The organism is Thermoleptolyngbya sp. C42_A2020_037, from assembly GCF_015272455.1.
GTDB lineage: Bacteria > Cyanobacteriota > Cyanobacteriia > Elainellales > Elainellaceae > Thermoleptolyngbya.
Genome location: NZ_JACYLP010000056.1, coordinates 150,995 through 175,493, shown reverse-complemented (window position 1 = coordinate 175,493; position 24,499 = coordinate 150,995). Strand labels below are relative to the sequence as shown.

General features: G+C 57.1%; 20 protein-coding genes and 1 riboswitch. Of the genes, 14 read left to right on the top strand and 6 right to left on the bottom strand.

The annotated features are described in order from the left end of the window. The first annotated feature begins 8 nt into the window (after nucleotides 1-8). Nucleotides 9-977 (top strand): J domain-containing protein, encoded by a 969-nt coding sequence (locus tag IGS16_RS20440; RefSeq protein WP_297088639.1) that lies wholly within the window; start codon nucleotides 9-11, stop codon nucleotides 975-977. 9 nt (nucleotides 978-986) lie between these two features. On the opposite strand, the gene IGS16_RS20435 is transcribed toward IGS16_RS20440, so the two are convergent. Further along, a complete protein-coding gene (locus tag IGS16_RS20435; RefSeq protein WP_297088637.1) occupies nucleotides 987-2,033 on the bottom strand; it encodes an AI-2E family transporter in 1,047 nt (348 codons plus the stop codon). Nucleotides 2,034-2,617: 584 nt separating this feature from the next. Between IGS16_RS20435 and IGS16_RS20430 the strand changes: the two genes are divergently transcribed. The 3 genes from IGS16_RS20430 to IGS16_RS20420 all read left to right on the top strand — a co-directional run bounded on the left by IGS16_RS20430 (nucleotide 2,618) and on the right by IGS16_RS20420 (nucleotide 6,852). Then, nucleotides 2,618-2,815 carry a DUF2949 domain-containing protein gene (locus tag IGS16_RS20430; RefSeq protein WP_297088635.1) on the top strand — a complete coding sequence of 66 codons (198 nt, stop codon included), beginning with the start codon at nucleotides 2,618-2,620 and terminating at the stop codon, nucleotides 2,813-2,815. Between the two features lie 241 nt (nucleotides 2,816-3,056). Further along, complete coding sequence (ftsH4, locus tag IGS16_RS20425; RefSeq protein WP_297088633.1) at nucleotides 3,057-4,928, top strand: ATP-dependent zinc metalloprotease FtsH4; 1,872 nt, start codon at nucleotides 3,057-3,059, stop codon at nucleotides 4,926-4,928. 1,108 nt (nucleotides 4,929-6,036) lie between these two features. Next, on the top strand, nucleotides 6,037-6,852 hold the full coding sequence (locus tag IGS16_RS20420; protein WP_297088631.1) for an SDR family oxidoreductase: 816 nt from the start codon (nucleotides 6,037-6,039) through the stop codon (nucleotides 6,850-6,852). Between the two features lie 15 nt (nucleotides 6,853-6,867). Here the strand turns inward: IGS16_RS20420 and IGS16_RS20415 are convergent, their stop codons facing one another. Together IGS16_RS20415 and IGS16_RS20410 are read right to left on the bottom strand one after the other, a co-directional pair. Continuing rightward, a complete protein-coding gene (locus IGS16_RS20415; RefSeq protein WP_297088628.1) occupies nucleotides 6,868-7,911 on the bottom strand; it encodes an alpha/beta fold hydrolase in 1,044 nt (347 codons plus the stop codon). A gap of 31 nt (nucleotides 7,912-7,942) precedes the next feature. Then, a complete protein-coding gene (locus IGS16_RS20410; RefSeq protein WP_297088626.1) occupies nucleotides 7,943-8,941 on the bottom strand; it encodes a fatty acid desaturase family protein in 999 nt (332 codons plus the stop codon). Nucleotides 8,942-9,413: 472 nt separating this feature from the next. Here IGS16_RS20410 and IGS16_RS20405 point away from each other — a divergent pair, with 472 nt between their 5' ends. The 3 genes from IGS16_RS20405 (at nucleotide 9,414) to IGS16_RS20395 (ending at nucleotide 12,968) form a co-directional block, all read left to right on the top strand. Next, complete coding sequence (locus IGS16_RS20405) at nucleotides 9,414-10,559, top strand: ABC transporter permease (RefSeq protein ID WP_297088624.1); 1,146 nt, start codon at nucleotides 9,414-9,416, stop codon at nucleotides 10,557-10,559. Nucleotides 10,560-10,876: 317 nt separating this feature from the next. Continuing rightward, the gene (locus IGS16_RS20400) at nucleotides 10,877-11,080 is read left to right on the top strand and encodes a hypothetical protein (protein WP_297088622.1); all 204 of its coding nucleotides are present in this window, start codon (nucleotides 10,877-10,879) and stop codon (nucleotides 11,078-11,080) included. A gap of 364 nt (nucleotides 11,081-11,444) precedes the next feature. Further along, entirely contained in the window at nucleotides 11,445-12,968 is a 1,524-nt protein-coding gene (locus IGS16_RS20395; protein ID WP_297088621.1) for an alpha-amylase family protein, read from the top strand. Here the strand turns inward: IGS16_RS20395 and IGS16_RS20390 are convergent. Next, on the bottom strand, nucleotides 12,965-13,846 hold the full coding sequence (locus tag IGS16_RS20390) for an NAD(P)-dependent oxidoreductase (protein ID WP_297088619.1): 882 nt from the start codon (nucleotides 13,844-13,846) through the stop codon (nucleotides 12,965-12,967). The two genes, IGS16_RS20395 and IGS16_RS20390, sit on opposite strands and share 4 nt — an antisense overlap. Nucleotides 13,847-13,983: 137 nt before the next feature. On the opposite strand from IGS16_RS20390, the gene IGS16_RS20385 reads away from it, so the two are divergent. Together IGS16_RS20385 and IGS16_RS20380 are read left to right on the top strand one after the other, a co-directional pair. After that, a complete protein-coding gene (locus tag IGS16_RS20385) occupies nucleotides 13,984-14,388 on the top strand; it encodes a hypothetical protein (RefSeq protein ID WP_297088618.1) in 405 nt (134 codons plus the stop codon). 382 nt (nucleotides 14,389-14,770) lie between these two features. Next, on the top strand, nucleotides 14,771-17,617 hold the full coding sequence (locus tag IGS16_RS20380) for a cation-translocating P-type ATPase (protein ID WP_297088616.1): 2,847 nt from the start codon (nucleotides 14,771-14,773) through the stop codon (nucleotides 17,615-17,617). 243 nt (nucleotides 17,618-17,860) lie between these two features. On the opposite strand, the gene IGS16_RS20375 is transcribed toward IGS16_RS20380, so the two are convergent. After that, complete coding sequence (locus tag IGS16_RS20375; RefSeq protein ID WP_297088614.1) at nucleotides 17,861-18,799, bottom strand: vitamin K epoxide reductase family protein; 939 nt, start codon at nucleotides 18,797-18,799, stop codon at nucleotides 17,861-17,863. A gap of 251 nt (nucleotides 18,800-19,050) precedes the next feature. Between IGS16_RS20375 and IGS16_RS20370 the strand changes: the two genes are divergently transcribed. The 5 genes from IGS16_RS20370 to IGS16_RS20350 all read left to right on the top strand — a co-directional run bounded on the left by IGS16_RS20370 (nucleotide 19,051) and on the right by IGS16_RS20350 (nucleotide 23,327). Beyond that, nucleotides 19,051-20,160, top strand: a complete 1,110-nt coding sequence (locus IGS16_RS20370; RefSeq protein ID WP_297088613.1) for a Gfo/Idh/MocA family oxidoreductase — start codon at nucleotides 19,051-19,053, stop codon at nucleotides 20,158-20,160. Between the two features lie 141 nt (nucleotides 20,161-20,301). After that, a riboswitch (cobalamin riboswitch) is annotated at nucleotides 20,302-20,438 on the top strand. Nucleotides 20,439-20,461: 23 nt separating this feature from the next. Further along, a complete protein-coding gene (locus IGS16_RS20365; protein WP_297088611.1) occupies nucleotides 20,462-21,163 on the top strand; it encodes a HupE/UreJ family protein in 702 nt (233 codons plus the stop codon). Between the two features lie 102 nt (nucleotides 21,164-21,265). Next, a complete protein-coding gene (locus tag IGS16_RS20360) occupies nucleotides 21,266-22,087 on the top strand; it encodes a DUF1350 family protein (protein WP_297088609.1) in 822 nt (273 codons plus the stop codon). A gap of 175 nt (nucleotides 22,088-22,262) precedes the next feature. Beyond that, entirely contained in the window at nucleotides 22,263-23,000 is a 738-nt protein-coding gene (locus tag IGS16_RS20355) for a hypothetical protein (protein ID WP_297088607.1), read from the top strand. A gap of 81 nt (nucleotides 23,001-23,081) precedes the next feature. Next, nucleotides 23,082-23,327 carry a DUF1049 domain-containing protein gene (locus IGS16_RS20350; RefSeq protein ID WP_297088605.1) on the top strand — a complete coding sequence of 82 codons (246 nt, stop codon included), beginning with the start codon at nucleotides 23,082-23,084 and terminating at the stop codon, nucleotides 23,325-23,327. Between the two features lie 61 nt (nucleotides 23,328-23,388). On the opposite strand, the gene IGS16_RS20345 is transcribed toward IGS16_RS20350, so the two are convergent. Continuing rightward, on the bottom strand, nucleotides 23,389-24,465 hold the full coding sequence (locus tag IGS16_RS20345; RefSeq protein WP_297088603.1) for a hypothetical protein: 1,077 nt from the start codon (nucleotides 24,463-24,465) through the stop codon (nucleotides 23,389-23,391). Between the last annotated feature and the right edge of the window lie 34 nt (nucleotides 24,466-24,499).

Genomic DNA, 24,499 nt, shown 5'->3' with positions numbered 1-24,499 from the left:
GAGACCGGATGCAGAATTTTCGGAATTACTATCAAATTCTCGGAATTCCCAAAACCGCCACGGCTGAGGAAATCAAAAAGGCCTATCGGCGGATGGCGCGGCAATATCACCCCGACTTGAACCCTGGCGACAAGGAAGCAGAGGAAAAGTTCAAGGACGTGGGCGAGGCCTACGAGGTTCTGTCGGATGCCAGCAAGCGGGCGCAGTATGACCAGTTCAGCCGCTTCTGGAAGCAGGGTGGCTTTCAAAGTGGCACAACGCCCAAGTCCCGCAGTTGGAATAGCCGCACCGCCAGCCGCAGCCCCGACGAAGTAGACTTCAGCCAGTTTCGCGACTTTAACAGCTTTGTAGATCAACTGCTGAACCGTCGCAATGAGGAACCCGCCGCCCCGCGAACCCCACCGCGCGATCGCGATCCCTACCGCCCCGGCACCACCAAAACCACCTACACGGTTCCCCGCGCCACGCCGCGCAATGCCGAAGCTCGACTCACCGTGCCGCTGGAAAAGGCCTTTGCGGGCGGGCGCGAGCGGATTCGCCTGGAAGATGGGCGATCGCTCGAAGTGAATATGCCCGCCGCCATGCTTACTGGGCAAAAGATTCGCCTGAAGGGGCAAGGCGTGTCTGGCGGCGACCTGTTTCTCCGCATCGAAATCGCCCCCCATCCCTTCTATCAGCTTGACGGAGCGGATATCTATTGTTTGCTGCCCGTCACGCCCAGCGAAGCGGTGCTGGGGGGAGCGATTGAAGTGCCGACGCTGGATGGGCTGGTGAAAATGGTGATTCCTCCCGGCGTGAAAGCAGGGCAAAAGCTGCGGCTGGCAGGCAAGGGCTATCCCATCGATGGCAAGCGCGGCGACCAGATTGTGGAAATTACTATCCAGGTTCCCAAAGACCTCAGTCCCCAGGAGCGCGAACTTTACGACAAGCTGCGGCAAATTGAAACGTTCAATCCCCGTGCTGGATTGGGCGTTTAATGGAATCGTTCAGTCAATAAAGCTCCCTTCCCCAGTAGGAGATAGTTCCAGGAGCGACTTCACAAAGCCTGCGGTGGGCACGGCCATTAAAATTCCCAGCACGCCCGCCACCCTGGCCCCAATCAGCAGCGCCACAATCACCCAGGCAGGATTGAGTCCTGTAAAGCGGCCGAGGAGCCGGGGGGCGATCGCATTTTCGATGGCCTGATCGACCACAATCCCCACCACCAGCATCTTCACCCCCAGCCAAAAGCTGCCCAACCCCACCAAAAAGCTGATTAGGCAAATGCTCAGCGGTGCGCCCAGCGGGATCAGCGTCATCACCCCCACCGCCAGCCCAAACAGCAGCCCAAACGGTACTTGCAGCAGCAAAAAGACCGTAATCATCGACAGCCCCATGACCAGCGCCAGCGTCGCCTGCCCACTGAAATAGTTGTGAAAACTTTGGCGGAGCGATCGCCGCAGTTGTCGCCCGCGAGAACCCGGCAACCAACGCAAGATTCCCGCCCACAGCGTTTCGCCGTGCAGCAAGAGATAAAACGTAAGGGCGATTGTGATGACAAAATCTAGCGCACTGCCCGCCAGTCCAATGCCCAGTCCCAACACACCACTGCTGAGCGGCTGAAGCTGGGCCACCAGCGCCTCCTGGAGCCGCGCCACAAAATCGATCAGGTCTACCGGAAGCCGTCGCGCTGTGGCCCAGCGCTGCATATCCTGAAACTGCTGGTTGCCCGACTCGATCCAGGCAGGCAGTTTGGTGACCAGCCCATTAATTTGGTCAAGGAGAATCGGAATCAGCGTGACCGCCAGCACCAGCAGCAGAAACAGGGTCGCCAGCAGCACCAGCAAAATCGCGCGATCGCGCGACAGACCCCGCCGCTGAAGCCAGCGCACCGCATAGCTCAGCACAAACGCCAGCAGGTTCGCCCCCACAAAAATTGTCAGAAGCTGCCGGAAATACTCCATCACCACCAGCAGCGCCCAGCCGTTTAGTACGACCAGCGGCAGCGCCAGTCCCCAGGTTACCCATCGGGGCAGATTATCAATCCATTTCATAAGGCTGGGCAGTCCTCAAGCACCATTGCTCAGTATTGATTTCAACGTTGATTTCAGTATTGATTGTGGATTTACGATTGATTGTGGATTTACGACAGACAGGGCTTACACGACCAAACATCCCTAGATCCCCATACGCACGCGCCGCTTTGCCAGAAGTCAGGGGGCCTTGGAGAGTGGCTCGGTTCCTCCTTATGTGAACCAGTGCGTATCCTGACAAATTCATTGCATCAATCATCCAACGTGTTTTACAGCATTGTTGGGCCGGATGCGCCACACGCTTGTCCCGACAGAGGTGTTTCACAGCGATTCCTGAACCAGCGTCGGGTCGATTCTCATTTTTGAGGCAGCCTATCCGCTGCAATCCGCCACAATCTGAGAATGCCTGGATAGTCCCAGCAACGAGAATCCGCCCCATGAAATATCGACAAAGTTAAGTGAAGTAATCCTTTTGGTGGGGACGCAAGGTGAGATTATCGCTATAATCTTCAACATCAATCCTGAAAGATTGTTGCAAAAGTTAACAAAAAGACTACATTTCTTCGTGTCACACACCCTAAATGGCAAATAATATGGCGAATACTATGACGAACGAATCCACAACTCAAGCAAGGCTTATTCAGTTTCTGCGGGAAGAACTCTCCATTCCAACCGAGTCAATTGCGATCGCCCTTAAACAGCCAGAGCAAGACTCGAACCTGCTGCCGATGATTTTGTGGCAATACGGGCTAATTACGCTAGAACAGCTCGACCGCATTTTTGACTGGCTGGAAACTGCTTGATCGCTTGAGTTTAACGAGTTCCGTTTGACAAGTTCGGGTATTTCGCCATTCTGGGGGGCACATTTCGATGTGCCCCTTTCCAGTTTCTATCTCTCAGGTTCTTCATAAACCTTTAAAATGAAGAAGCCAGAGATTTTTTGTACTATTCGCTCCACGTTTTAAGTGCCCTTCAATTCAGCCCTTCAAGTCGAGGGTTTTTCTCTGTCTGTCCGTTCTGTCCGTCAATAAGGAGCATTGTCAAATGCCGATTAAAGACCAGCCCACCCCCCCGCGATCGCGCGTCATCGGCAACATCCTGCTGCTGGTGTCGAGCCTATTTCTGCTGGCAAATATTTTCTTGCCCGTGCTAGTGGGGCCAAGAATTCCCCAAGTTCCTTACAGTCTGTTTATTCACCAAGTCACTGAAGGCGAAGTTGCCCGCGCCTACATCGGCCAAGAGCAAATCCGCTATCAGCTTAAGCCCGTGCCCCCCGCCGAGGAGGGACAAGTCCTGGCTACCACGCCTATTTTTGACCTGAAGTTGCCCTCGCTGCTAGAAGAAAACGGTGTCGAATTTGCCGCCATTCCACCGCCGCGAAACGGCTGGCTGTCCAACATTTTGGGCTGGGTGATTCCGCCGCTGATCTTTGTAGCCATTTGGCAATTTTTCCTGTCACGGGGCGCAGGCGGCGGCGGTCAGGGCGTGCTGTCTATTGGCAAGAGCCGCGCCAAGGTTTACGTTGAAGGAGAAGACAACAAAGTCACCTTTGCCGACGTAGCGGGCGTAGAGGAAGCCAAAACCGAGCTACAGGAAATTGTCGAATTTCTGAAAAATCCCCGCAAGTTTACTCAAATCGGCGCACGGATTCCCAAGGGCGTGCTGCTGGTCGGCCCGCCAGGAACCGGAAAAACGCTGCTGGCCAAAGCGGTGGCAGGCGAAGCGAGTGTGCCCTTCTTTAGCATCTCCGGGTCGGAGTTTGTCGAACTCTTCGTCGGCGTGGGTTCCTCTCGCGTGCGCGACTTGTTCGAGCAGGCAAAGAAGCAAGCTCCCTGCATCATCTTTATCGACGAACTAGACGCGATTGGTAAATCTCGCGCCACGGGCGGCTTCTACGGCGGCAACGACGAGCGTGAGCAGACGTTGAACCAACTGCTCACCGAAATGGACGGTTTTAATGCGGGCGATCAGACCGTGATCGTGCTGGCAGCCACAAATCGTCCCGAAACCCTCGACCCGGCGCTGCTGCGACCCGGCCGGTTTGACCGTCAGGTGCTGGTCGATCGCCCTGATTTGCAGGGACGACTGGCGATTCTGGAGGTTCACGCCAAGGATGTGAAGCTGGGACCGGATGTGGATTTGAAGGCGATCGCCACTCGCACACCCGGATTTGCCGGAGCCGACCTGGCCAACCTGATTAACGAAGCGGCACTGCTGGCCGCTCGCAACGGCCGCGAAGCCGTCGCCCAGGAAGACATTGCCGAAGCGATCGAGCGCGTGGTGGCAGGTCTGGAGAAAAAGAGCCGCGTCCTCAATGATCAGGAAAAGAAGATTGTGGCATACCACGAAGTCGGCCACGCGCTGGTGGGTGCAGTCATGCCCGGCAGCAACAGAGTGGAAAAAATTTCCATCGTGCCGCGCGGCATGGCAGCACTGGGCTACACGCTGCAACTGCCGACGGAGGACCGCTTCTTGCTGAGCGAAGCCGAACTATTGGGACAAATCGCCACGCTGCTGGGCGGTCGCTCTGCCGAAGAAATCGTCTTTGGCAGCATTACCACTGGCGCATCGAATGACCTTCAGCGGGCCACCGACCTGGCCGAGCGCATGGTGACGACCTACGGCATGAGCAAGGTGCTGGGGCCGTTGGCTTATCAGCAAGGGCAGCAAAACAGCTTCCTGGGCGGCGACATGAACCCCCGCCGCATGGTCAGCGAACAAACCGCCGAAGCTATCGATAAAGAAGTGAAGGATATCGTCGAAACGGCTCACCAAAAAGCGCTTGACATCCTCCAGCACAATCGGGATCTGCTGGAAACCATCGCCACGAAGCTGCTGGAAACAGAGGTGATCGAGGGCGAAACCCTGAAAGACCTGTTGAGTCAGGTGAAAGCGCCAGAAGGGGCGATCGCCTAATTTTTCAACCGCAACCAACCACCTAAATTCATTTAGGCAATTCATTGGCAATTCATTGCAATTCATTTAGGCGCATCTGGGAAACCAGGTGCGTTTTTTTGCGACTAATTTTTTGTTTGGGGGAGAACAGCCCATCCAAAATTTCTGCGACTACAAACTTTAACGATTGACCATCAGGAAGCGAACCCCAACCTGGCTTATTCTCAGAAATTAAGGGACACCCGTTGCAGCGGTGCGCTGGAGAAGAAGTCGAGCCATCGGCATCTCGGCAGCAATGAGGGGCGATCGCCCTTCCTGAGCGCTAGTATTTCAAAATATAAAGATTGCGGATTTTCACTAATAAATGTTGCAGCCGCTTGATCCCGCTGCTAACGTGTGCATATCGACTGATGGATAGCGCTATTCCAAATGTTGATACTTTTCCGTTCTCGATAAATTTGCATCGCTCGATCAATCACATCTGTCTAGAGTTGGTTCGAGATTCGTCCCATCCTTCCTGCTGAAGGATCAGGAGAGTGCTGGAACTGGCATGAATCCATCTTCGTCCGGTTCTCAGAATCGACCAGGCTGTGTGTAATTTTTCTTGACAAACTCTGTGCGTATGCTTTGGAACGTCATGACTATGGCTGAGTCGTCAGCTTTGCAGGGCAATGCTCTCATCAATGCTTTGCAGCCGCGTCATCGCGTTCTCTGCTGGATTGATGAGACGGGCATTTCTCTTCACCGCTGGACTCGAATAATTGATTCAGTAGTATCCGATTTTCATCCGGTTTACGGTCTGTCTCGCGTATCCAGAGCGATTCTAAAATCGATCAACGATGTTCAGGTCGTTTGACCATCTCTCCCGGTTTCTCTGGCAAATTCCTGAACTATTCTTTGCGAACTTTGTGAAATCTGCGAGCTTTGGGCGCGGCCGCGCCATTCACCTGAACTTCATTCCAGGACATTCAGGATTGACTGCTTTACCTGATTGCTCAATTTAGCGAGACCACTTCTTAGTTTCAGACTCCTGACTAAATCGATTTGGATCACTCTCTCGCCGCAAGCAGACCCGGCGCGATGGGTGGCGTTTGCTCGGCGGCGAGTCTTCAAGACTGGAGGCTTTGTCATGACGACGATTTACGGAAAGACTGCTCTAATTACCGGGGCCTCTCGCGGCATTGGACGGGCGATCGCCCTGGAATTTGCCCGTCAGGGCGCAAAACGGCTGCTGTTGGTGGCCCGCGATCGTCAGCGGTTGGCCGAATTAGCCGACGAATTGCAAGAACTGGGCGTAGAGGCGATCGCCCTGCCGCTGGACTTGAGCCAGCCTGCGGAAGTCAGCATCGCCGTGGCCAAAGCGTGGCGCGACCACGGCCCGATTCACTGCCTGGTAAACTGTGCGGGCGTGGCGCATCAGGCCCCATTCCTGCAATCCCGCCTGCCCCAGGTGCAAGAAGAAATCGCCATCAACCTAGTCGGTATGTACACCATTACGCGTCTGATTGCCCGCCGCATGGTAGCCCAGCGCGAAGGCATGATTATCAACGTCTCTAGCCTCATGGGCAAGCTGGCCGCGCCCACGATGGCGACCTATTCCGCCACCAAGTTCGCCATTCTCGGCTTTACGCAAGCGCTGCGGGGCGAACTGGCGCAGCACAATGTTCGGGTCGTGGCTCTGCTGCCATCGCTAACCGATACCGACATGGTACGGAATCTCCGCTGGTTTCGCTGGATTTTGCCCATGACCCCAGAGCAGGTCGCTCAGGCACTCACTCGCGGACTATCGCGGGGCAGCAGCGAGATTCTCGTCGGCTGGCAGAGCCATCTCGCCCTTTGGGGACAGCGATTTGCGCCGTGGCTGATGGAAAAAGTGCTGCAATGGGCCGCGCCGCTGCCCCAAACTGGCTGGGAGTTTGGCAAACTGCGGATGATGCGCGGATAGCGGCTTCCGCTGGCATCAGCCATCCGTCAGCGCATCTGCTAGCGCGTCTGCCACTGCCTGACGGATAAACGCCTCGTCTGCCGGATTCTGATACGGATTTCCCGCCCGGTGCCCCCAAATTGAGGGAATCGGGCGGAATTCTGAATTCGGAATCAGCCGTGCCTCAGCTTCACAGTCTTCCGGCGTGAAATACAGGTCGGTAGTGGCAGGCATCACCCAGGTTTTTGCTCGAATCGCACCTAGCGCCCTCTCATAATCGCCCTGATAGACCGGATTGTCGCCCACGTCGCAGCGCAGCCAGGTGTCAATCATGCTCAGCAAATTGTGCGGGTCGCGCTTGCGATAGCCTGCCTCCCAGCCGCGCAGCAGGTAGTCTTCCAGGGAAGTATAGCCCAGTGGATAATACAACCCTTCGCGGTAGAAGGCCTGCGATGCGGCCCAACTGGCGTAGATACGGGCAAAGGCGCGAAAGCCCCGATCGGGAACCCCCTCGAAGCGATCGCCCGTCCAGGCCGGATCGGCCGTCAGCGCGGCCCGCAGGCTGTGCAAGAAAATCTGGTTGTGTTCTGTCGTGCGGGCCGTGCCGCAGAGCGCCACAATTCGCTGCACCCGCTCCGGATACAGCGCCCCCCAGTGATAGGCTTGCTGCGCCCCCATCGACCAGCCATAAACCAGCGCCAGCGTTTCCACACCGAACACCTCGCGGAGCAACTGTTCCTGCGCCCGCACGTTGTCCCAATGGGTAAACCAGAAGCCCGACTCGCTCAGCTTGCAATGGAGTTCGTTGCTGGGCGAACTGGATAGCCCATTGCCAAACATATTGGGAATGACAATGAACCAACGCTCTGGATCGAGAATGCGATCGCGCCCGATCAGCCACTCAATATCAGGATGCTGTGCGCCATAGGAGGTGGGGTAGAGGATGACATTACGGCGATCGCCCGCCAGCGTTCCATAGGTTTGATATACGACCTTCGCTTCCAGCAGCGTTGCGCCACACTGAAGCGTATAATCTCTTAGCACAAAGGTTTGTGCATCACCGTTCGCAGCAGCGTTCATGGCGAAATCCCCAATCGGGTCACTGGTTTAGCTATTCAGCAGCAGTTTTTAGAGCTGCGACAATGTTTTGGTTGACTTTGATGTAGCCCTTCTCAACGTATCTCCAGCGTTCCGACAAACGTTCATAGGCAACCGGCAGCGCATGAAACGGAATCGAGGGATAGAGATGATGCTCTGCATGAAAGGGCATGTTCCACATCAGGAGCTTAATGGGGAACGTGGTCAGGGTTGTTCGCGTGTTAGTAAACGGGTTGTCGTCGTTCGTGCAGCCGGTGTGTTCTGCCAGCAAAATGGCACGGAGAATCGGCTGACCCACCGCCAGGGGCAGCGCCCAGTAAAGGAAAACGGCGGCGGGATGTCCGAACAAAATGGAGAGGGCGATCGCCCCTGCGTATACACCCAACTGTACCCGCGTCGAGCGAATCACGTCGGCATAGGCGCTCTCTGGCAAAAAGGGATAGTCCTGCACCTTTCCGGCGGCAATTTTCAGGTGCGTTTTCACCTTGCCAATCCACCAGGGAATCGCGCTCAGTTCTAGCCAATAGTCGCGCCGGGTTTGCGGCTTGGGGTCGCTGAGTTCAGGGTCTTTGCCAGGAATTTGCGTGTACCGGTGGTGCCACTTGTGATAGCGGCGATAGAACGTGCCGTTGTAAAACGACAGCAGCCCAGCCAACCAGCCGACGACATCGTTGAGCCGATTGCTGGCAAAGGCCGTCCGATGAACCGATTCGTGCATTGCTGCAAACATCGAGGCCAGGCTGAAACCGTAGACCACCAGCGCGGGCAGCGCTATCCAGGGGGTTTGCATTTGCGTCGCCCAGAGTGTGCCGCTGACTGCCATCACCGCCAGATGCTTGCCCAATTGCCACAGCCCTTGCCACGTCGAGCGCTGGTTCAGCGCGGCGAGTTCTTCGGTAGACAAGACCTGTCGGGCATTTGACACAACCTCGCGGGAAGGGGCGATCGCCCCCTCAACCTTGCCCAATTCCAATGTTTCCTGTGAAGACCCCATGATCCCTACCTTTTGCATGAATAGCTCAGATGAACAATGTTTAGATTTTTCTTTGAGATTCTTCGATAAACAATTCCATGAAACTCTTTGAAATTTTCCTTTGACATTTTCTTGAAATTCTTTATCTGAAGATAACGATTTGAAGACAACGCCTAGACGCAGACTCAGCCGGTCGCTCCCTCGATTGGCCACCTCCCCCATTGGTCATCTCCCCTATGGGTCACCGCTCCAATGGGTCACCTCTCCAATGGGTCACCTCTCCAATGGGTCACCTCTCCAATGGGTCACCTCTCCAATGGGTCATCTCTCCAACTTGTCATAACAAGTTATCACGCTTTTAATATAGCATCTGTCCAAAACTTGTTGTAACAAGCTGGCAAGCCAGAGCTAACCAGCCGCCCTGGCAAAGACAATCCCGCATCCCCAATCCCTAACCCCTCCGCGCCTGCTATATCATGGGGATTCAAAGGCTGTCCGCAGGGCAAAACGCATGAATTGGTGGCAAAAGCTCAAGAGAAACTCGCTGGCCCGCTATGGGGCGTTGGTGCTGCTGTTGCTGTATCTGGTGGCGATTGGAGCAGAGTTTTTTGCACCTTATGATCCCTACGTGTCGCAGACGGATGGCTCGCTGCTGCCGCCGACGCAGGTGTTTTGGCGATCGCCCCAGGGTCAATTCCTTGGGCCCCACGTCTATCCCACCACCCAGGGCGCGGTAGATCTAGAGACGGGCGATCGCCAGCTTTCGCGCGACTTTAGCCAGCCGTCGCCAATTCGGTTATTTGTCAAAGGCGACCCCTACCGATTCCTCAACCTGAAGCTGCCGCTGCCGACGCGGTTTTCGCTGACCGATCCGCAGTTCCAGGAGAAAGAAATTTTGCCAGGAATTCCGGGCGATCGCCACCTGTTTGGCACGGTTGGCCCCGGTCGGCTGAACCTGCTGGGCACTGACGAAGCAGCGCGAGACCAGCTAAGCCGCCTGATCCACGGCAGCCGCATTAGCCTGTCGATCGGGCTGGTGGGGATTCTCATTTCCTTCCCGTTGGGGCTGCTGATTGGCGGCATCTCTGGCTACTTTGGCGGCTGGACAGATTCCATCCTGATGCGCTTTGCCGAAGTGTTGATGACCATCCCCGGCATTTACCTGCTGATTACCCTAGCGGGGGTGCTGCCGCCAGGATTGACCAATGCCCAGCGGTTTCTGCTGATTACGCTGATCACCTCGTTTGTCAGTTGGGCGGGGCTGGCGCGGGTGATTCGCGGGCAGGTCTTGTCAATTAAAGAACGCGCCTTTGTGCAGGCGGCGCGGGCGATGGGCGGGCGATCGCTCTACATCATCCTGCGCCACGTCCTGCCGCAGACTGCAACCTATGTGATTATTACGGCCACCCTGGCAATTCCCAGCTTCATCCTCGCAGAAGCCGTACTGAGCTATCTGGGACTCGGTATTCAGCAGCCCGACCCTTCCTGGGGAAATATGCTGTCCCTGGCCAGCAATGCGTCGATTTTGGTGCTGCAACCTTGGCTGGTGTGGGCCCCGGCATTTCTCATCGTGCTGACGGTGCTGGCGTTTAATCTGCTGGGCGACGGGCTGCGCGATGCCCTCGACCCGCGCAACAGCAGCGACAGCAATGGCTGAACCCAGGAGTTAGAGAAACACCCAGAGAAACACCTGCTGCTGGTAATCCTTAATACTTTTGAAAATATCGGCACTATGTTTTGTAGCGCACTTTACAATGAAGTGTTAAGGAATTGCAGCGCACAGGCTTAGTTCGAGGCACCTTGACCCAAACCTGAGCGATCGCCCTAGTGGATTTTGCTCATTGTTCCGAGCCTTGGTTCAGAAGCTAGGGAGAGGAATTTGGGCGATCGCCGCTGCTTCTCACTGATTAAAAGTGCCACCAAAAGTGCCACCAAAAGTGCCGCCAAGGGTGCCGCCACAGAGGAAGGTTTACGATGACAATTCGAGGATTTCGCCGCAAGCGCCGTGCAACTCTGCCAACCGCAGAGCAACTGCTCAATTTAGGACAAAATTTATCTCAAGGTCTGTCGATGGATGCGGTCGAACCGCGCACCGTCCCGCCCAAAACCAGCGACGAAGAATGGACGACCAAGCGGCTGATTCAGTTTAGCCAGAGCCTCAAAAATATTTGGATGTAGTAGCGGATACAAGTGGCACTGAGATCCAGCGCCGCTCCCCGCATCTGCAAATACCCAGCAATCCATATCCAGCCCTATCCAGCCTCAGGCCGCCGCCCGCCAGCGTGTGGCTTTTCTCTGCTTTCTGAGCAAGCCCCTGACCGAATCTGTGAAACAGACAACCCACTGGCCAACGGGGCAGAATGGAGATGGGTAAGGCAGATCGAACATGAGGCTGAAATTTTTGCCGGAATTTTTACCGGAATTCTTGCCGAAATTCTTACTGCGGGAAAAATGCCCGTTTTTTGGGCACTCTGAGGGCGCATCCATCAAACATCCAGATCTTTTTACTAAATTCGTTTGTTTTGCACACGCTCATTTCAAAATGCGACATCCGTTTACCCTTGGTGCCTCTCTACTCGCGCTGACTGCGCTGTTAATGACGGGTTGCGCCCGCCCTGCTGGCCGAGCCGCTGCGGTCGAAGATGCAGAGATGATTAAATCACGCCCGTCCCAAGCGGCGATGGTGCATCTGTTTGAGTGGCGCTGGGACGATATTGCCCAGGAATGCGAAACGGTTTTGGGCCCCAACGGCTACGCCGCCGTGCAAATTTCGCCGCCCCAGGAACACGTCGTCTTACCTGAGCGGGGCTTTCCCTGGTGGCAGCGCTATCAGCCCGTCAGCTATCGGCTGGAAAGTCGCAGTGGCGATCGCGCTCAGCTGGCGTCCATGATTCGCCGCTGCCATGCGGCCGGGGTCAAGGTCTACGCCGATGCGGTGATCAATCACATGGCCGGGGTCGAGCAGGGCATCGGCAGCGCTGGGTCAGCGTTCACCAAATATGAGTATCCTGGCATCTACCAGCCGCAGGACTTCAACGACTGTCGCCGCAACATTGAGAGCTACCAGAACCACGACGAGGTGACGGGCTGCGAACTGGTGGGGTTGGCTGATTTGAAAACCAGCACGCCCGACGTGCAGCGGCGGCTTGCAGAATACCTCGCCGATTTGGTCAGCCTGGGCATCGACGGCTTTCGGATCGACGCTGCTAAACATATCAATGCCCGCGACCTGGATGGCATTCTGAACCAGCTTGAGCAGGTCTTGGCAGAACAGAAAGCGGGCAAGACCCTGGCTGATCTCTTCATTTATCAGGAAGTGATCGACCCCGGCACCGAAGCCGTGAAAAAGGGCGAATACTACGCCTCTGGGGACGTGTTCGAGTTTGAGTATGGACGAGTGGTGAGCGAAAAGTTTGCCGGACTCGACGGGCAAACCCTGGCGCAGCTAGAAACGTTGGGCGAGGGCTGGGGATTTGTCCCTAGCGAAAAGGCCGTGGTCTTCATCGACAATCACGACAAGCAGCGGGGTCACGGGGGCGGCGGCAACTACCTCACTTACAAGGACGGCCCGCTCTACGACCTAGCGAATGTGTTCATGTTGGCCCATCCCTACGGCAAGCCGCTAGTGATGTCGAGCTACGACTTTTCAGATGGCGACCAAGGGCCCCCCGCCGATGCCAAAGGCAACACGCAATCGCCCCTCAGCCCCAACGCTGCAACCTGCACCGACGGCTGGATCTGCGAACATCGGCGATCGCCCATTGTGCAAATGGTGCAGTTTCGCAACGCGGCCGGCGATGCGCCCCTCGTGAACTGGTGGAGCAACGGGCAGAACCAGATTGCCTTTGGGCGGGGCGATCGCGCCTTTGTGGTGATTAACCGCGAATCCCAACCCCTCACCCACACCTTTCAAACCAGCCTGCCCCCCGGCCGCTATTGCGACCTGCTCCAGCCCAGTGCGTCCAACCCCGCCACCTGCGCCACGCCCATCACCGTCCAGCCCAACGGCCAGGCGACCTTTACCCTATCCGGCATGAGCGCCGCCGCAATCCGGGTGATGAATTAACCCTGAGCCAAGGCCCGCAACTCCTCCAGTACGCCCCCCGGCGCATAGCCCAGGCCAAAGGCGTAGCTACTGTCCATCGACACGTCTGGCGGGCGCGGGGCGGGCATGGGCACATCCGCCTGCTTGCACGGGCTGATCGAGTCAGGAGAAAGTCCAAACGCCGCCGCCATCCGTAGCCCAAATTCATAGCGGGACAGCCGCTCTGGCCCGCCCAAGTGAACCAGACCCTGAACCTTGTCGAGCGCCAGCAGCAGTCCCTTTGCCGCGTCGCGGCCGCTGATGGGCGTGCGAAACTCGTCAGTAAACAATCGCAGCGCCTCACCCTCGCGCAGCTTCTGCAAAAACGGCTGCAAGAAGCTAGGGGCCGTGGGCGCAGCGCCAAACATCAGCGGCATCCGACAAACGGCGGCATCTGGATAGCGGCTCAGGATTCCGGCTTCGGCTTCTGCCTTTTGTTCCCCGTAGAGACTCAGGGGGCAGACCGGATCGGCTTCGCGATAGGGCGCGTGATGTCCGTCGAACACCAGATCGGTGGAGGTGAAGGCAAAGGGAATGCCTGCATCGGCGCAGAGTCCGGCCAGGTTTAGGCTGGCGAGGACGTTAATCTGGCGGGATCGTTCGGGCTGGGTTTGGCAGGCGTTGGGCTGAGACAGGGCGGCGGTGTGGATCACTGCATCCGGGCGAATCTCTTGAAATGCCTGCTGGAGGGCAGCAAAGTCCGTTAGATCTAGCGCCAGCGTGTTTGCATCGGCAAAGGACACGGGTCGGGTTTGGTAGGTGCCGTAGACGATCCAACTGGCGCGGGTCGCCTGGTAGACATGCCATCCCAAAAAGCCGCTGATACCCGTGATGAGGAGGGTTTTGGGAGGCGTTGACATCGCGATAGATCCCACAGTCATAAATTGGACAAGATACGATTAAGAGGATTCCGTGTCAGAAATTGAGACAGAAAGGACAGCGTATGATGAAGCCGATGGTAAATCAGTTGGTAAATCAGTTGGTAGATCAAGCTGCTGTGAACTCGTTTGCTGGCGATCGCCCATTTCCAAGTCGCTTCCGTCTTGCTACTGCGGTAGCTTGGGCAGGTATATCAATCGCCTCTAGCCTAGCCGCATGGGTTTGTTTTGTCCCGCTTGCCCAGGCCCAAGAGCGCCAACCGTCCGTTCCGTTTCCTGCTCAGATTGAGCCTAGCCCAGCGTCTTCAGAGATGGCTGGTTCGCAGGTTCCATCACCGGAACCGCTGCCTCTTGCACCTGCTTTGGCAAGCGATGCCCAAGATTCGCCTGAGCAAGGCTCGATTGGGCAAATCGACACCCAGCGTCCTGCGCTGCCATTTTCTGACGTGCCGCCCGACCACTGGGCCTACGAAGCGCTGCTATATCTTTCCACGGGAGGGCGATCGCCCCGCTCTGTTCCTTAACCCGCTCTGTTCTCTAACTTGCGCCGGAAAGCTGCTTTGAGGCATTCCTGATGACGTTCTATCTAGATTCCGTTTGGAAGGTTTCGATTGCGTAGCAAAACTTGATTTTTGGCATCCTTTTCGTTTGAAAACTTAACGTCTTTCCCATACTCAATTCCCGCTCCAGAGACCTACCCTGGATGTTGATACACCGCTTGCACAAATGCTGCGAGCGGTGTTCAATTTCTAAAATCTTTGCCTGAAATCTTTGCCTGAAATCTTTGCCTGAAATCTCTGCCTGAAATCCATAACGGATTGGCTGGCAGGTCGCAGTACCGTTCGAGGCTGGTTCGCAGCGTTTAACCTGCCTTCAAAGCTCGGTTTTCTCACACTCTAAACCTAAATGACTATTTCTGACCCTGGCTCTGTCTCTCCTGCTACCCGCTGGCATCTGCTGTCTGCTGAAAAGGTGTTGGAGCAGTTGCAGAGCGATCGCCAGTTGGGCCTCACGTCGGAGCAAGTCACCGAACGTCAGCGCCAATTTGGCCCAAACGAACTGGAAGACACCGGCGGCCGGAGCAACTGGGCAATCTTGCTGGATCAGTTCAAAAACATCATGCTGATCATGCTGATCGCGGTGGCGATCATTTCCGGCGTGATGGATCTGATGGACATGCAGGCAGGACGGGTCAAGTCCAACGATATTCCGTTCAAAGACACCGTGGCGATTTTAGCGATTGTGTTTTTGAATGGCTTGCTGGGCTATGTGCAGGAAAGCCGTGCCGAAAAAGCGCTGGCCGCTCTGAAAAATATGGCCTCGCCACGAGTGCGCGTGGTGCGCGATGGGCGCGTAAAAGAGGTAAACGCTGGGGAACTGGTGCCAGGGGACATTATGCTGCTGGAGGCGGGGGTGCAAGTAGCAGCAGACGGTCGTTTGCTGGAGGAAGCCAGCCTGCAAGTGCGGGAAGCGGCGCTGACGGGCGAAGCGCAGGCCGTTAGCAAGCGGGTTGCCGCAGACCTGTCGGAAGATACCCCACTGGGCGATCGCCTCAATTGCGTGTATCAGGGAACCGAGGTTGTGCAGGGGCGCGGCGTGGCCATCGTTACCCAGACGGGTATGGGCACCGAACTCGGCAAAATCGCTACTTTGCTGCAATCCGTCGAGGCAGAGCCAACGCCCTTGCAGCAGCGGATGGATCAGCTTAGTCAGGCGTTGGTTACGGGTTCCCTGTCGCTGGTGGCAGTGGTCGTCGTCCTGGGGCTGCTGGTGGCCGGATGGGGCAAGCTGCGGGAACTGGTGGAGGTGTCGCTGAGCATGGCAGTGGCCGTGGTGCCGGAGGGGTTGCCCGCCGTGATCACTGTGACGCTGGCACTGGGAACCCAGCGGATGGTGCGCCGCCATGCCCTGATCCGCAAGCTGCCCGCCGTAGAAACCCTCGGCTCTGTCACCACAATCTGCTCCGACAAAACAGGCACCCTGACCCAAAACAAGATGGTGGTGCAGGGGATTCACCAGCATTCCTGTTCGCTCAGCGTAACGGGCCACGCCTACACGCCAGAGGGTGAGTTTTTGCTGAACGGACAGTCGATTGATGTGCAGAAACACCCGGAGGCGATCGCCCTGTTGACGGCTTGCATTCTCTGCAATGACTCGGCCTTGCAAAAAGAACAGGGCGATTGGTGCATCCTGGGCGACCCCACCGAGGGCGCACTGCTGGTGGCCGCCACCAAAGCCGGACTCGATCGCCACCACCTCACCCACGCCTGGACGCGCCTGAGTGAGTTCCCCTTCACCTCTGAGCGCAAGCGCATGAGCGTGATGGTCAAACATCAAAGCAGCAGCATCCTAGCAGATCCCCTCGCTCCGTCTGTCTTCCATTCTTCATCTCTTATTCTGTTCTGCAAAGGTTCTCCCGAACTGGTGCTAGAGCGGTGCCAGTCTGTACATGTCAAGGGCACCGTGGAGCCGCTTAGCGGCGATCGCCGTCAGCAAATCTTGCAGCAAAATGATCACCTGGCCAGCAAAGGACTGCGGGTGCTGGGGTTTGCCTGCCGACCGCTGGAGGCACTCCCCGCCGAAGACAGCGCCGAAGAAACCGAGCAAGGGCTAATCTGGCTAGGGCTGGTAGACATGCTGGATGCACCCCGCCCCGAAGCGCGAGAAGCCGTGGCCCGCTGCCGCTCTGCGGGGATTCGGCCCGTCATGATTACGGGCGACCACCAGCTCACCGCACGGGCGATCGCCGAAGACCTGGGCATTGCCCAACCCGACGACGAAGTGCTAACCGGGCCAGACCTAGAACACTGCACCCCAGAAGAACTGGAAGCCCACGTCGAGCGGGTCAGCGTCTATGCCCGCGTCGCCCCAGAGCATAAGCTGAAAATTGTGCAGGCGCTCCAGCGGCGGCACCACATCGTCGCCATGACGGGCGATGGCGTGAACGATGCCCCCGCGCTGAAGCGGGCCGATATCGGCATTGCGATGGGCATCACGGGCACCGATGTCAGCAAAGAAGCCAGCGACATGGTGCTGCTGGACGATAACTTCGCCACCATCGTCTCTGCGGTGGAAGAAGGGCGCGTCGTCTACACCAACATTCGCCGCTTTATCAAATACATCCTGGGTTCCAATATCGGCGAAGTGATTACCATCGCCGCATCACCGCTGTTTGCCTTTGGCGGTGTGCCCCTCACGCCGTTGCAGATCCTCTGGATGAACCTGGTCACCGACGGGTTGCCTGCCCTGGCGCTGGCAGTAGAACCTGCGGAACCCAACGTCATGAGTCGCCCGCCCCACGATCCCAAAGAGAGCATCTTTGCACGAGGGCTGGGCACCTATATGATCCGCATCGGCGTGGTGCTGTCGATCATTGCGATCGCCCAAATGGTCGTCGGCTATCACCTCGCCCAAACCACTCCCGGCGACCCCGATCGCTGGAAGACAATGGTCTTCACCACCCTGTGCCTGGCCCAGATGGGTCATGCCCTGGCTATTCGATCCAACACCCGCCTAACCCTAGAACTCAACCCCTTCTCCAATCCCTACGTCCTCACCTCCGTCGTCTTTACCAGCCTGCTGCAACTAGCGCTAATCTACGTCGAGCCGCTGCGAAACTTCTTTGGCACCCAAATCCTCAGCCCCCTGGAACTGCTGATTTGTCTCGGATTCAGCCTGCTGCTCTTTGTTTGGATTGAACTAGAAAAACTGCTGTCTCGCTGGCGGGGCAAAGGGTCAGGGGTCGGGGACTGATAGCACAGGGTTCTACAGGGACACGATAAAAATCCCCCCTTTTCGCCCCTAAAGGGAACTGAGGGGTGGGCAGATGCTCAGCCTTCAAGCCGGCCCTTGAATATCAATTCTTCTGAGTGGTGCTACTAATGAAACTGCTAGAAACCCTAAACAAGCTCGACTAGCAATCCAAAATCGCAAATCCAAAATCCAAATAGGATAGCGCCCTAAGGAGAATTCTGGAAATTGGATAGGATAGCGCCCCTAAGGAGAATTCTGGAAATTGGTCGGGCCCTGATAGCCAGAAGCCTTGGCTAGTTGCTCCAGCGTTTGGGTGCCAGAGTAAAACTGGCCGTTGATTTCCCAGGTAGGATAGCCCGTCACTTGCGGCGTGGCGCGACACAGAGCAGTCTGGGAATTCGCTCCGTCTGGCGCACATTCGATGTAAGGAACCTCAGCCGCAGCAGGCTGACCAAAGAGTTGCTTCTGATCGTGGCAATGTGGGCACCAGTAAGCGCCAAACATCTTCGCGCCAATGCGCTTCAGGTGGCGAGCTAGTTCAACCTCTGCCTGCCCCGAAACGGTAGTTACAGGCGGCACGGATGGCCCGTCCACGACCTCACTAGGCGGCGTTTTAATGATGTTGTGCCAAGCCAGAGAACCCACCAGCACCACCACGCCGACCAAGATCCCAGTAAAAATAAGCTGTCCCACATCTTCCCAAGCCCGTCCAAACAGCGTTAGCAAGAACATAGCCAGGGCAAACAGCGCCGATGCAATGCAATAGACGCAGATGCCCGCTGCGCCGAAGGGCACCACGAACTCGGAAAACATGATGTACATCAGGTAGCCGCTGAACACCAGCATGGCGGTGGAGCCTGCAAACAGCAGCAGCCAAGTCGTGTTATCCAAACTGGTTCGCAGGGTCTTGTTTTGGTCAGGATTGACCAGCAGCGGCGCAAAGGCAAACGCCGCCATGCCCAGATAGGCCAGCAGCCCAAACAGCGCCAGAGGTTGCCCAAACAGCGTGGCATAGGGGCTAGAAAGCACTTGCTGACAGCCGCTGGTGGGGCAGGCCGCCTCTCCGCCAAACAGCCGAGTTGCGGTGAGATAGGCAGTGTTTAGCGCACCCAGCAGGGCGATCGCTCCGATAATCTTGCGAGACTGACGATGCAGCCAGGGGGTTTGACGACGGCGGCTCATAGCACCTACTTCTGTCAACTCAGCAATAGACTTCATCAGGATACAGCCCGTCGGCTCATCCCGACTTCCCTATTGTGGCTCAAAGCCGAAAAAAGTGGGTTGGTAGTGGTTATCGCTCCACAACATGAACCTGAAACGGGTTGAGGGCTGCGAGTTTGCAAGTGAGCGGCTAAATTGGCGGAAAAGAGGCGTGCAGGCTGGATGAATGCCTTAACCAGTCCCGAAAATCAGAACAAATGTGAGTAAAAAATGTGAGCAAAGTAGACGCAGCGCAGGATTCACCGTCGGTGGGCATTGTGATTTTGGGGCTAGGGCGGTGGGGAATGCATCTGCTGCGAAATTTTTTGGCGCTGCCGGGGGTGCGGGTGGTGGCGATCGCCGATCCCAGCACCACCCGCCTGCAAACTGCGGTGACCCAGCTTGGGCTAGCACATCGCACGCCCGCCGTTCTTGCCCTCACAGATTGGGCAGCCGCGCTCGCACTGGACGGGGTAGATGCCGTGGCGATCGCCACACCCGCCAGCACCCATGCAGCACTCCTGCGAACTGCGCTAAACCGGGGGCTACACGGATTCGTAGAAAAGCCGCTGACGCTCTGCGCCGCCGAGGGGCGGGAACTGTGCCAACTGGCAGCGGAGCAGGGGCGACGGCTAGTGGTAGATCACACCTATTTGTTTCACCCAGCCGTGCAAGCAGGGCGATCGCTCGTTCAGCAAGGGCAGCTTGGGCAGTTGCGCTACGGCAGCAGCAGCCGGACGCACCTTGGTCCGGTGCGCTCGGATGTCGATGTGCTGTGGGATCTGGCAACTCACGACATTGCCATTTTTAACCACTGGCTGGGAGAGCGACCCGTGCAGGTGCAGGCCTGGGGCACGGTCTGGTTGCAGCCCGCGCTAACCCCACAGCTTGGGGCGATCGCCCAGGAAACACACCAGGCAAAAACGGCAGTACAGGCAGGATTGTCGGATCTAGTCTGGGCGCGGTTGTTTTATCCCAGCAGGTTTCAGGCGATGCTCCAGGTGTGCTGGCTCAATCCCGACCGACAGCGGCGGTTGAGCGTGGTGGGCGATCGCGCCTCACTGATTTTTGACGAAATGGCGACCGATTTGCTAATGCTGCAAACTGGAGCGCTGGTGCTGCGAGACGGGCAATTTTTTCCCACCACCCAGGAGCGACGGGCGATCGCCGTTTCCCGCGAAGAACCCCTGCGCCGCGCCTGCGAACATTTTGTGGACTGTGTGCGGGGCGATCGCCCCTCCGGTCTGTCGTCAGGCGAAGTCGGTGTAGGCCTGATCACAATCCTCGAAGCCCTTTCCCGGTCGATGAACCAGCAAGGGGTGATCGTTCCGGTTACCGACTGAATTTGAAATTTTGGATCGGCGATTTTGGATAGGCGATTTTGGATAGCTGTAAAGCGCCCGGTTCCTTGAACATTCGTGACTCTGCGCGTTTGCTCCTGCAAACGGTGCTATGATTTCAGTCGCTCATCGGCTCTCAAAGGGGAACAGCCTTTGGAGATTGGCGATCGCGCCGATTGGGGAAAGTGCAGTGCAAGTCTGCCGCTGTCCCGCAACTGTGAAGTTGGGCAAGACACCCCGCCCGACCAGTCAGGATGCCCGCCGATGCGCCCTTTTGCCAATTTAGACTCTGCGAGGTACAGACATGAAGGCAAGCATCACCAGAACCCGGAAATTCCCGAAATCGTCCAGAGCACGCGATCGGCGAACCGTCCCGGCCAGCAAACCTAGCGCGGGCTGGCGCAGCGGCGCACTGCTCCTGCTGGCAGGGATGGCGCTCTGTGCTGAACCAGCCCTGGCGCACCACGCCCTGGGAAGCGAAACGCCCAAAACCTTTTTGGAAGGGTTTTTGTCTGGCTTGGCCCATCCTGTGATTGGACTGGATCACTTTGCGTTTGTGGTGGCGATTGGGCTACTGGCAGCAAAGCAGGGCTGGGGACTGCTGTTTCCTATCAGCTTTTTGCTGGCAGCGCTGGGCGGCACGACCCTACACCTGAATCTAGTCGATTTGCCCGCCGTTGAAATTGCCATCGCGGGGTCGGTGTTGATCATTGGGCTGCTGCTAGGGCTGCGAAAGACGCTGCCACTGGGCGGGGCGATCGCCTTTGGAATTTTGGCAGGCTTATTCCACGGCTATGCCTACGGTGAATCCATTGTCGGGGCAACGCCGTCGCCCCTGACCGCCTATCTACTAGGTTTCACGCTGATTCAGGCGGCGATCGCCTTTGGAGTGTGGTGGCTGGGCGATCGCCTGCTGCGCCGCACCACCGAACGAGCCAAAGCGCTGACCCTGCCTGGACTGGCGATCGCAGGTGTGGGGCTGGTGTTTTTGTTGCAGGCTATTTGAGCTAGATGGGGGATAGAGAGATGGAGTGACTGATCCCTTTCCTATCCCCCCACCCGCTGCCACATCGTCTACCATGAGAGAGAGCTTCACCCTTCTTTACCTATGGAATGGCGAGAACTGGGCGGAAATTGGCTAGTGGTGCCAGAAAGCCCGACAGCGATGATTCATTTTTTGGGCGGGGCGTTTGTGGCGGCAGCTCCGCAGGTCACCTATCGCTCGCTGCTAGAGCATCTAGCAGAGCAGGGCTATGCTGTCGTTGCCACGCCCTTTGTCAACACGTTTGACCATGAGGCGATCGCCCGCCAAGTATTGCGGTCATTCCTCCGGGCTGAGGAATATTTGCTAGAGCGCGTGTTTCGTCGCAGCTACGTGCCGCTCTACGGTGTCGGCCACAGCATGGGCTGCAAGCTGCATCTGCTGATCGGCAGCCGCTCGTCGCAAGAGCGAGCCGGCAATATTTTCCTGTCGTTTAACAATTACCCAGCGCGGCGATCGATTCCATTTCTGGATCAAATGTCGCAGTTTTCGACCCAGTTTTCTTCCCAGATTCCGCCCCAGTTTGCGCCGCTGCTGAATGTGGAATTTACGCCATCGCCGACAGAAACCTACACGCTGATCGAGCGGCAGTATCAGGTGCGGCGCAATCTGCTGATTCGCTTTGCGATGGATGATATCGACCAGACGCGATCGCTCTCGGACGTTCTCACCCGCCGTTTTCCAGACATGACCACGCTGCACACGCTGGGCGGCAACCACCTAACGCCAATGGGTCAAGATTTGAAATGGCAGCCCGGTGAAACCTTTACGCCGCTGGATGCCCTCGGACAGTTTATGCAGCAAGGGCTAAACCGAGATTTCATTCAGCTCAAGCGCACCATCACGCGATGGCTGAATCCGGTTGCTGCCTTCAATTTGCCCAGATAGCCCGTACCGCCAGATTAGGCAAAGTTAGGGCAAAATCGAGACGGCCTGCTAAAACAGGTGTAGCAATCTGTGTCGGGTGATTGCGTCTTCTGCCACAACCGGGAGCCGACGCTCTGGCACAAGCGCTATGCTGAGGTCGTCACGGAGTTGGCGTGGGATTCAGAAGGAGAAAGCAATGGGTCGGTTGATGAAACAATCCACAAGACAACTGCTGCTGGGGAGCCTGCTGCTGGGCGGACTGGCGGGGCTGGTCGGATGCAACGATGCCCAGCCGCCTTCGTCCTCTCCTGGCGCGTCGCCGACGGCTGGCCCAGGGTCGCCTGCGCCTTCTTCCCCTGCGCCCAGCCCGACGGCTTCTGCTCCAGAACCAACCGATCCGTCGCTGTTTGTGATTTCAGCCGAGGGTATCGGCCCGGCAAAACTGGGCATGACGCTGGGAGAACTAAAGCAAGCGCTGCCCAATGCCACCTTTGAAGTGCGATCGCCCTTTATTGTCGATTTCGACGCGATCGCCGTGTCCCAGAACGGCAAGCCACAGTTTTATGTGCTGTACCTGGCGGGCGAGAGCTTTGGCGATGATGACGTGGTGCAGGGCGTGCTGACCGATAACCCCAGCTACCGCACCGATCGCGGCGTGGGCCCCGGTACGGCGATCGCCCAGGCAGAGCAGATCTATGGCGATGCCACGCTATCCTACAACACGCAAAACGAATCGCGGGAATATGTCCGGTTTGCCCAGCATCCCGCCACCAACCTGTCCTTTGGCACGGGCAATGGCAGCAGCGAAACAGCAGGCATTTATCCCTCGCCCACAGCGGAATACAACGAAACGCAGCAGTTTCGAGAAGATGCGACCATCCAGTCGGTGCTGGTCATCTGCCTGAATGAGGCCTGCACGCCTGCTTCACCCTGAGCCAGCTTTGGGGTTTGCTTTTGGATTTTGGGTTTTGGATTTTAGATTGCTCAGCCTTCGGTCTTTTGCCTGCTCGCCACTATGCTAAATGTTCTGGTTTCCTCGATTGTTGCGCTGTGGGTGAGTGCGATCGCCCTGCTGTCGGTGCAAAACGCGACCCCTGTCGAACTGCGCTTTTTAACTGGCAGGACGGTGCCGATTCCCATCGGGCTGATGCTGGGGTTTAGCGCGTCGGCAGGGATGCTGGGCGCGGCGCTGGTCCTACCGGGCGATCGCGCTTCCAGTGCCCGCAGCCTAGACGAGGGCGATCCGTTTGAGGACGAATAGCTTTCGCTAAGTAGCAGAACACCGGGCGATCGCCCAGACATCCCCCTGGCTAGGCAGAAGCCTAGAGTGAATACACCCGCCCATCAATCAGCAGCCGAGTAATGCCCTTTGCCTGCAAATGGGGACTGGCCTTCAAAAACACCTGACCGTCGGGAATCTTGACCACGCGCTGCATTCGCCGCACATAGCGCTTGGCCACCCGATGATTATCAAACACAGGCAGGGTGCGCTCCTCTTCCTGGTCGTCGGGAATCAGCCCCAGCCCCGCAAAGTCCTTGAGCGGCCGAGTCACCAAATCCGACGTGCGATCGACCACTAGATAGCAAGACTTGGGCAGTTTGGCTTCCGAGAGCGGCGCAATATGCAGCGGCATGTTGCTGTGCAGTCCACCCGTCAGGTCGTCTAGCTCAACGGCTGCGTCAAGCAAGGAGCCGTCATCGTCATCGTCCAGATCGTCATCCAGATCGTCGTCGAGGTCGTCTGTCAGGTCTTCATCATCTAGCTCGTCGTCATCTTCTTCGTCTATATCCGTGAAAACGCCTTCATGCTTCAAAATGTCGCGCTCAACTGCCTCTAGCTCAGCGACGACAGGTTCCGAAGAATCCTCCCCCCCAAGCTCAGCGTCCGCAGCGAAGGCCGTTTCAACAGAGGCGATCGCCCCATCTTCATCAATCCGCTTCTTTTTAGCCAGTTTGGGCGGCGCAACCGTGGATGGTTTGCTGGGTTCGGGGGGAACGCTTCCTGAACGGCGGCGCTGGCGGCGACCATCGCGGCGTGCGGAGTCCGGCTCGGCTATGTCCATCTCGTCCGCATCCGGCTCCACGGCTTGGGGCACGGCGCTAAACACGTGTGGCTGGGGAGGCTGCGGATCTTCTTCTGATTTCAGGGTCTCTGCCGCTTCTACAGCGGTGGATACGTCGGCGGCGTTCTCAACTTCAGACTTGCTGCTGCCTGCGGTTCGCTTTTTCTGAATCAGCGCGTCATATTCGGCTTCCGACAGGCTTTGCTTCAGAATGCGGCTAATTGTAGAGGTACTGACGCTGAATTGCTGAGCCAGGGATGTGGTGGTTTCGTCTGACTGGCGATACAGTGCCAGAATTTTTTGCTTGTCAGAATCGGTCAGTTTTGTAGGAGGCATGCCGCGTTAACCACTCGCCCCACCGGGGAGCACT

Coding starts and splice junctions, on each gene's coding strand:
- IGS16_RS20440 (WP_297088639.1), top strand. CDS start 9: ATGCAGAATTTTCGGAATTACTATCAAATTCTCGGAATTCCCAAAACC.
- IGS16_RS20435 (WP_297088637.1), bottom strand. CDS start 2,033: ATGAAATGGATTGATAATCTGCCCCGATGGGTAACCTGGGGACTGGCG.
- IGS16_RS20430 (WP_297088635.1), top strand. CDS start 2,618: ATGACGAACGAATCCACAACTCAAGCAAGGCTTATTCAGTTTCTGCGG.
- ftsH4 (WP_297088633.1), top strand. CDS start 3,057: ATGCCGATTAAAGACCAGCCCACCCCCCCGCGATCGCGCGTCATCGGC.
- IGS16_RS20420 (WP_297088631.1), top strand. CDS start 6,037: ATGACGACGATTTACGGAAAGACTGCTCTAATTACCGGGGCCTCTCGC.
- IGS16_RS20415 (WP_297088628.1), bottom strand. CDS start 7,911: ATGAACGCTGCTGCGAACGGTGATGCACAAACCTTTGTGCTAAGAGAT.
- IGS16_RS20410 (WP_297088626.1), bottom strand. CDS start 8,941: ATGCAAAAGGTAGGGATCATGGGGTCTTCACAGGAAACATTGGAATTG.
- IGS16_RS20405 (WP_297088624.1), top strand. CDS start 9,414: ATGAATTGGTGGCAAAAGCTCAAGAGAAACTCGCTGGCCCGCTATGGG.
- IGS16_RS20400 (WP_297088622.1), top strand. CDS start 10,877: ATGACAATTCGAGGATTTCGCCGCAAGCGCCGTGCAACTCTGCCAACC.
- IGS16_RS20395 (WP_297088621.1), top strand. CDS start 11,445: ATGCGACATCCGTTTACCCTTGGTGCCTCTCTACTCGCGCTGACTGCG.
- IGS16_RS20390 (WP_297088619.1), bottom strand. CDS start 13,846: ATGTCAACGCCTCCCAAAACCCTCCTCATCACGGGTATCAGCGGCTTT.
- IGS16_RS20380 (WP_297088616.1), top strand. CDS start 14,771: ATGACTATTTCTGACCCTGGCTCTGTCTCTCCTGCTACCCGCTGGCAT.
- IGS16_RS20375 (WP_297088614.1), bottom strand. CDS start 18,799: ATGAGCCGCCGTCGTCAAACCCCCTGGCTGCATCGTCAGTCTCGCAAG.
- IGS16_RS20365 (WP_297088611.1), top strand. CDS start 20,462: ATGAAGGCAAGCATCACCAGAACCCGGAAATTCCCGAAATCGTCCAGA.
- IGS16_RS20360 (WP_297088609.1), top strand. CDS start 21,266: ATGGAATGGCGAGAACTGGGCGGAAATTGGCTAGTGGTGCCAGAAAGC.
- IGS16_RS20355 (WP_297088607.1), top strand. CDS start 22,263: ATGGGTCGGTTGATGAAACAATCCACAAGACAACTGCTGCTGGGGAGC.
- IGS16_RS20350 (WP_297088605.1), top strand. CDS start 23,082: ATGCTAAATGTTCTGGTTTCCTCGATTGTTGCGCTGTGGGTGAGTGCG.
- IGS16_RS20345 (WP_297088603.1), bottom strand. CDS start 24,465: ATGCCTCCTACAAAACTGACCGATTCTGACAAGCAAAAAATTCTGGCA.